The organism is Salipiger sp. HF18 (assembly GCF_011806505.1).
Lineage (GTDB): Bacteria > Pseudomonadota > Alphaproteobacteria > Rhodobacterales > Rhodobacteraceae > Salipiger > Salipiger thiooxidans.
Window position 1 is genome coordinate 1 of sequence record NZ_JAATOS010000240.1, and the last position, 6182, is coordinate 6182.

Consider the following 6182-nt stretch of genomic DNA (forward strand, 5'->3'; position numbering starts at 1 on the left):
CGGTGACCCGCGACATCAGCAGGCGCAGGGTCTCGAACATGCGGTCGGTCACGCCGGAGTCGGACAGGAACCGCGCCATCAGCACGAAAAGCGGGATGGCGATCAGGATGTAGTTGTCCAGCACCTCGCCGAAGATGCGGTTGATGACGATGCCGAGCACCATCGGCTTGCCCGCGATGACCGCGCCGAGCACGGCGGTGCCGCCGAGGACAAAGGCCAGCGGGTGTCCCATGAACAGGCCGACCAGCAGCAGGCCGGCCATGATGAGACCGATGACTTCACCTGACATAGTGCTGCTCCGGCTTGTTGAGGACGAGTTTCAGCACTTCCGAGATCCCCTGGATCAGCAGCAGGCAGGCGGCGACGGCCATGGCGATCTTCACCGGGTAGACGGGCATCTGGATGGCGCCGTAGGTGGTCTCGTTCTGCGCGTAGGAGCGCATGGCGAATTCCCAGCTCTTGGTCACGAAGACCCAGGTGAACGGGAAGAAGAAGATCAGGTAGCCGAGAAGGTCGACGACGCGGCGCAGCTGCGGCCTGAGATTGTCGATCACGAGATCCACTCGCACATGCGACTGGTGGCGCAGGGCGTAACCGCCGAGCATCACGAAATAGAACCCGTAGAGCATCTTGGTCAGATCGAACGCCCAGAGCGTCGGCGCGTTGAAGCCGTACCGCATCACCACGTCGTAGATGATCATACCGGCAAAAATGACTGCGACAAACGAGACCGCTTTCCCGACGATCTCGTTCAACCCGTCGATCAGACGGATCAGAATCATGGTATTCCCTCCCCTGCAAAGGTGCACGCCAAAACATCGGGCTCAACCTTTCGCGAGGCAGTCTATGGACAGCCATCGGGGGTTTGACATGGACAATTTTGCAGATCATGACTGCAACCATGCAGGACGGCTTCGACTGGAACGATCTCAAGGTGTTTCTGGCGCTTCACCGGATGAAGCGCATGACCGACGCGGGCCGGGTGCTCGGGGTCGACCAGACGACCATTGCCCGGCGGGTGAAGGCGCTCGAGGCGGCGATCGGCACCCACCTCTTCGTGCGCCGGGCCGACGGCTTCGAGCTGACCAGGGCGGGGCTGCGGATCCTGCCCTTCGCGCTCGAGATCGAGCACTCGGGCGAGAAGCTCCACGAGCAGATCTCGGGCGAGGACATGCGCCTCGCGGGAAGGGTGCGGATCGGCGCTCCGGACGGGCTCGGAACCTTCTTCCTGCCAGCGATCCTGACGCGATTCCAGCGCGATAACCCCGAGGTCGACGTCGAGGTGGTGCCGAGCTCGCGGCAGTTCCGGGTGGCGGAGCAGGAGGTGCATCTGGCGCTCTGGCTGTCGCTGCCGGAAAGCGGCCGGCTGCTGGCGCGCAAGCTCGCCGACTACAACCTGCATTTCTTCGCCTCGCCCGGCTATCTCGAGCGCCACGGCATGCCGATGTCGCTCGCGGACCTGCAGGATCACCGGCTGGTGGGATACATCGCCGACATGCTGTTTTCGCCGGAAGTACGGTTCTTGGAGGAGCTCGGCCTGCGCCGCCTCGTGCGCTTCGCCTCGAGCTCGATGGCCGCGCAGCGCGAGGCCATCCGCGAGGGTGCGGGGCTCGGAATCCTGCCGCGGTTCATGGCCCTGAACGACCCGGGGCTGGTGCCCGTGCTGACCGACCGCTACCTGCTCAAGCGCACGGTCTGGATCGTCAGCCACCAGAGCACCGAGGACCTTGCCCGGGTGCGGGCGGTGTCCGAGTACCTTCAGCGCGCGGCCCGCTCGCGGCGGGACCTGCTGCTGTTGCCGCAGGGCACGTGAGGTGGTGGGGCGTTTGGTGTGCGGTGAGGATTGAGCGGTCGGGCTGCGCCTGTTGCGAGGGCAGGACCGGGGGTTTCACACCCCCGGACCCCCGTGGAGTTTAGGGGCAAGATGAAGCCCGGGCGTGGTGCCCCCGGGGTTGGGGTTTTCTGCGGGTGGTCAGTATTGGAAGAGGGCGCCGGCGGTGCGGACCTCTTCGGTGATGAACTCCGAGCAGATCCGGATCCGGGACAGGTCGCGCAGTTCGCTGTGGACCACCAGCCAGAACGACCGGCCCAGCCGCACTTCGTCGGGGAGCACCTGTTCCAGCCCCTCGTGATCATGGGCGAGGAAGCGCGGCAGCACGCAGAGCCCGCCGCCCGCCAGTGTCATGTTCATCTGCGCGGGCAGGCTTGAGCTGGTCAGCCACGGCGCGATGTCGCGTGAGAGCTGCGGGATGTAGTCGAGCTCGCGGGCGTAGATCAGGTCCTGGATGTAGCCGAGGATGCCGTGGTGGCGCAGGTCCGACAGCGTCTCGGGGCGGCCGCGCTCGCGCAGGTAGCCGTGCGATCCGTAGAGGCCGAGCTCGTAGTTGGTGAGCTTGTGGGCGTGCAGCCGGCCCTTGCTGGGGCGGGCGAGGCTCACCGCCATGTCGGCCTCGCGCTTGGTCAGGCTGAACTGCCGGGGCAGGGTGACGAGCTCGAGCTTCAGCCCCGGCTGCGCCTGCCCCAGGCGCACAAGCGCGGGGGCGAGGAAGCTGCTGCCGAAGCCCTCGGGCGCGCCGATGCGCACGGTTCCCGCGATGCGCGAGGTCTCGCCCGAGATGTCGCTGGCGGCCTGCAGCGCGATGGTCTCGACCCGCTGCGCCGCCGCGAGGAAGCGCTCGCCCTGCGGGGTCAGGCTGTAGCCCGACACGGTGCGGTCGAAGAGCCGGGCGTCCAGCGCCTCTTCCAGCGTCTTCACCCGGCGGCTCAGCGTGGTGTGGTCGATTCCCAGTTTCTGCGCGGCGAGCGTCAGCCGCCCGGTCCGGGCGATGGCCAGAAACCATTCCATCGCGCCCCAGTCGAAGTCTTGTGTCATATGCGATTCCATGCAACCCGGATGCGAGGATTTCACAGTTTACGTGCGCAGGCCACCATGCTTACGTCGCGCGGCAATCGGGCGGTGCGGGAGGCAGCCATCCGGTCTGCGCCGACGGAGGAGCGGAGCGTCGCCGTTGACAGGGCCGCTGCCCTGAGGTGACGTCGGGCGCGGAGCAGGCGACCCCGGGGAGGGGGTCGCCACTGCCATGCCATCGCCATGACAGGTGGAACAGCCGGCGCGCGCGCCGCGAGAGGAGAGAACAGCATGAAGATCGCATTCATCGGACTGGGCAACATGGGTGCGCCCATGGCCGCCAACCTTGCCAAGGCGGGTCACGAGGTCACCGGCTTCGACGTCGCGGGCGCCAGCGCCGAGGGCGTGGCGGTGGCGGAGTCCTCCGTGGCGGCCGTGGCCGGGGCCGAGGTGGTCATCACCATGCTGCCCAACGGCGCCATCCTGCGCGCCGTCGCCGACGAGGTGATCCCGGCAATGGCTGAGGGCGCGGTGCTGCTCGACTGCTCGACCGTCGACGTGGAAAGCGCCCGTGCGGTGGCGTCGCAGGCCGAGGCCGCGGGGCTGGGTGCGCTTGACGCGCCGGTCTCGGGCGGCATTGGCGGCGCGGCGGCGGGCACGCTGACCTTCATGGTGGGCGGCTCGGACGCGGCCTATGCGGTAGGCAAGCCGCTCTTCGACATCATGGGCCAGAAAGCGGTGCATTGCGGCCCCTCGGGCGCCGGTCAGGCCGCCAAGATCTGCAACAACATGATCCTCGGCGTCACCATGATCGCCACCTGCGAGGCTTTCGCGCTCGCCGACAAGCTGGGGCTCGACCGTCAGTCGATGTTCGACGTGGTCAGCACCTCGTCGGGCTATTCGTGGTCGATGAACGCCTATTGCCCGGCGCCGGGTGTCGGGCCGCAGTCGCCCTCGGACAACGACTACAAGCCCGGCTTCGCCGCCGAGCTGATGCTCAAGGACCTCGGCCTGTCGCAGCAGGCGGCCGAGGCGGCCGATGCCGACACGCCCATGGGCCAGCGCGCGCTCGAGCTCTACCGCAGCTTCGTCGAGGATGAGAACGGCCGCGGCATGGACTTCTCTGCCATGCTGCTCGGCTTCGAGACGCGCGGCCGTGGCTGACGGCGCAGGTGCGGAGCTGAACGGGGTGGTGCGCTTCGAGGTGAAGGGCGCCATCGCGCTCATCACCCTCGACCGGCCCGATCAGCGCAACTGCATCAACGCCGAGGTGGCGGGCGCCCTGCGCGCCGCCATCCGGCGGCTCGAGGCGGACCCGTCGCTGCGCGTCGGCGTGCTGTGCGGCAACGGCCGGGTGTTCTGCGCGGGCATGGACCTCAAGGCGCTGTCCGAGGGCAAGGTCGAGGAGGTGCTCTTCGGCGAGGGCCGCTTCGCCGGCATCGTCAGCCTCGAGCGCCGCAAGCCGTTGATCGCGGCAGTGCAGGGCGCGGCGCTGGCGGGCGGGCTCGAGATCATGCTGTCCTGCGACATGGCCGTGGCCGAGGAGGGCACCCGCTTCGGCATCCCCGAGGCGCGCATCGGCCTCGTGGCGGCGGCGGGGGGCGTGTTCCGCCTCGCGCAGCGGATCCCGCCGGCGCGGGCGCGCGAGCTGGTGCTGACCGGCGCACCCTTCACGACCGAGGAGGCGCTGGCCTGGGGCCTGCTCAACCGCGTGGTGCCCGAGGGCGAGGCGCGCGCCGCTGCCCTGGCGCTGGCCGAGGAGGTGCTGAAAAGCGCGCCGGAGTCGGTGACCGAGGGGCTGCGTCTGGCGCGCCTGCTCGAGCTGGAAGCCGAGCAGCGGGCGTGGCCGGTGAGCGACGACATCATCCGCCGGCTCATGGTGAGTGCCGACGCCATGGAGGGTGCCCGCGCCTTCATCGAGAAGCGCCCGCCGGTGTGGTCGACGCCGGGAGACGGCACGGACTGACCGGATGGACTGACCGGACCCCGCCGCGCGATTGCCGCGGGGCGGGGCCATCTGCGGCGGGAGCCTCCGGCGCAGGGCGACCGGATCGCCGCCCGGCTTCGGCACGCAAACCCTGACCGATGTTCGACCTGCAAACACCATGCCCGGGACTTCGACGGCATTGCAATTCCGGCAACCTCTCGTGGTCCGGGCCCGGTTGAGCCGTCCGGGACATCATCCGTCCGTGATTTTTACCGCGCCGCGCCCGACGGTCGGCAGACGGTCGTAGATGCGCGGGTCCTACCGCACGGCGCCGGGGATGGTCGGGAAATTGTCGCCGTACGGCACCAGCGCGGCGCTGTCCGTGGCCACCGAGGTGCCGATGATCCTCATGGCGACGCCGATGTCGGCACTGCGCGGCGCGGGCGGGTCACTTATCCGGTCGCCGGTCGTCGCCGCGACCTCGACATTGGCCTGCATGGCGTTGACGATGGGCAGCCTTTGCTCGGGCGTGGCGCGGGCAAGGATGCCGCCTCGTTTGGCAGGGCGCGCGCGGTGCCCTGGCGAGGGCAGGAGAATTTTTGCCGACATGGCAGTAGGTTGCGCAACCTCCGGCGTCCTGCCGCGTTGAGTTTGGCGAATGAGTGAGTCACGATGACAGAGTTTCAGGACCTACTGCAAAACCGCGAAGCCTTGATCGCACTCGGGCTGATCGTCGGGCTTTTCACCTTCTTCATGCTCGAGCTCTACCCGCCGGAGGTGCCAGCTGCGGGATTGGCGGCACTCTTCGTGGCGCTCGGCTACGTCGGGCCGGACGAGCTGCTCTCGGTGTTCTCGAACCCGGCGCCGCTGACCATCGGGGCAATGTTCGTGCTCTCGGGCGCGCTGGTGCGCACCGGGGTGCTCGAGGCGGTCTCGGACACCGTCATCCGCCAGGCGAAGGAGCGGCCGGCGCTGGCGCTCGCGGTGATCTTCGGCGTGACGCTGGTTGCCTCGGGCTTCGTCAACAACACGCCCGTGGTGCTGGTGCTGATCCCGGTGGTGATCCGGCTCGCGGCGGCGCTCGGCAAGGCTCCGACCCGGCTGCTGATCCCGCTCAGCTACGTGGCGATCCTTGGCGGCACCTGCACGCTGATCGGCACCTCGACCAACCTGCTGGTCGATGGCGTCGCACGCGGGCAGGGGCTCGAGCCGTTCTCGATCTTCGAGATCACGCCCATTGGCATCGCGGTGGCATTGGCGGGCGGGGTGACGCTTGCACTGCTCGGCCGCTGGCTGCTGCCCGACCGCGAGGCCAGCGACCCCGAGCAGATGCTGGGCGAGACCACGTTTCTCTCCGAGGCGGTGCTGGCGGACGACACCTACGCCGGTCGTCCGCTTTCGGATATT

The 6182-nt window shown here is 68.5% G+C and carries 8 protein-coding genes; 4 read left to right on the forward strand and 4 right to left on the reverse strand.

Going from position 1 to position 6182, the window contains the following annotated elements; translation table 11 throughout:
* Together HC022_RS17090 and HC022_RS17095 are read right to left on the reverse strand one after the other, a co-directional pair.
* The coding region (locus tag HC022_RS17090; protein WP_175583625.1) for a TRAP transporter large permease subunit at positions 1–289 on the reverse strand (289 nt) is incomplete at its 3' end.
* Complete coding sequence (locus HC022_RS17095; protein WP_089960020.1) at positions 279–782, reverse strand: TRAP transporter small permease subunit; 504 nt, start codon at positions 780–782, stop codon at positions 279–281. The genes HC022_RS17090 and HC022_RS17095, both read right to left, overlap by 11 nt.
* Positions 783–889: 107 nt before the next feature.
* Here HC022_RS17095 and HC022_RS17100 point away from each other — a divergent pair, with 107 nt between their 5' ends.
* Complete coding sequence (locus tag HC022_RS17100) at positions 890–1813, forward strand: LysR family transcriptional regulator (RefSeq protein WP_254885144.1); 924 nt, start codon at positions 890–892, stop codon at positions 1811–1813.
* A 159-nt stretch (positions 1814–1972) separates the two neighbouring features.
* Here HC022_RS17100 and HC022_RS17105 read toward each other — a convergent pair whose 3' ends face one another.
* Positions 1973–2872 carry a LysR family transcriptional regulator gene (locus tag HC022_RS17105; protein ID WP_167453232.1) on the reverse strand — a complete coding sequence of 300 codons (900 nt, stop codon included), beginning with the start codon at positions 2870–2872 and terminating at the stop codon, positions 1973–1975.
* Between the two features lie 267 nt (positions 2873–3139).
* Here HC022_RS17105 and mmsB point away from each other — a divergent pair, with 267 nt between their 5' ends.
* Together mmsB and HC022_RS17115 are read left to right on the forward strand one after the other, a co-directional pair.
* Positions 3140–4012 carry a 3-hydroxyisobutyrate dehydrogenase gene (mmsB, locus tag HC022_RS17110; protein ID WP_167453233.1) on the forward strand — a complete coding sequence of 291 codons (873 nt, stop codon included), beginning with the start codon at positions 3140–3142 and terminating at the stop codon, positions 4010–4012.
* The gene (locus HC022_RS17115; protein WP_217704020.1) at positions 4005–4814 is read left to right on the forward strand and encodes an enoyl-CoA hydratase-related protein; all 810 of its coding nucleotides are present in this window, start codon (positions 4005–4007) and stop codon (positions 4812–4814) included. Before mmsB ends, HC022_RS17115 begins: the two co-directional genes overlap by 8 nt.
* 279 nt (positions 4815–5093) lie before the next feature.
* Here HC022_RS17115 and HC022_RS17120 read toward each other — a convergent pair whose 3' ends face one another.
* A complete protein-coding gene (locus tag HC022_RS17120; RefSeq protein WP_167453235.1) occupies positions 5094–5384 on the reverse strand; it encodes a hypothetical protein in 291 nt (96 codons plus the stop codon).
* Positions 5385–5447: 63 nt separating this feature from the next.
* Here HC022_RS17120 and HC022_RS17125 point away from each other — a divergent pair.
* A partial coding sequence (locus HC022_RS17125; protein ID WP_254885145.1) for an SLC13 family permease occupies positions 5448–6182 on the forward strand: 735 nt, incomplete at its 3' end.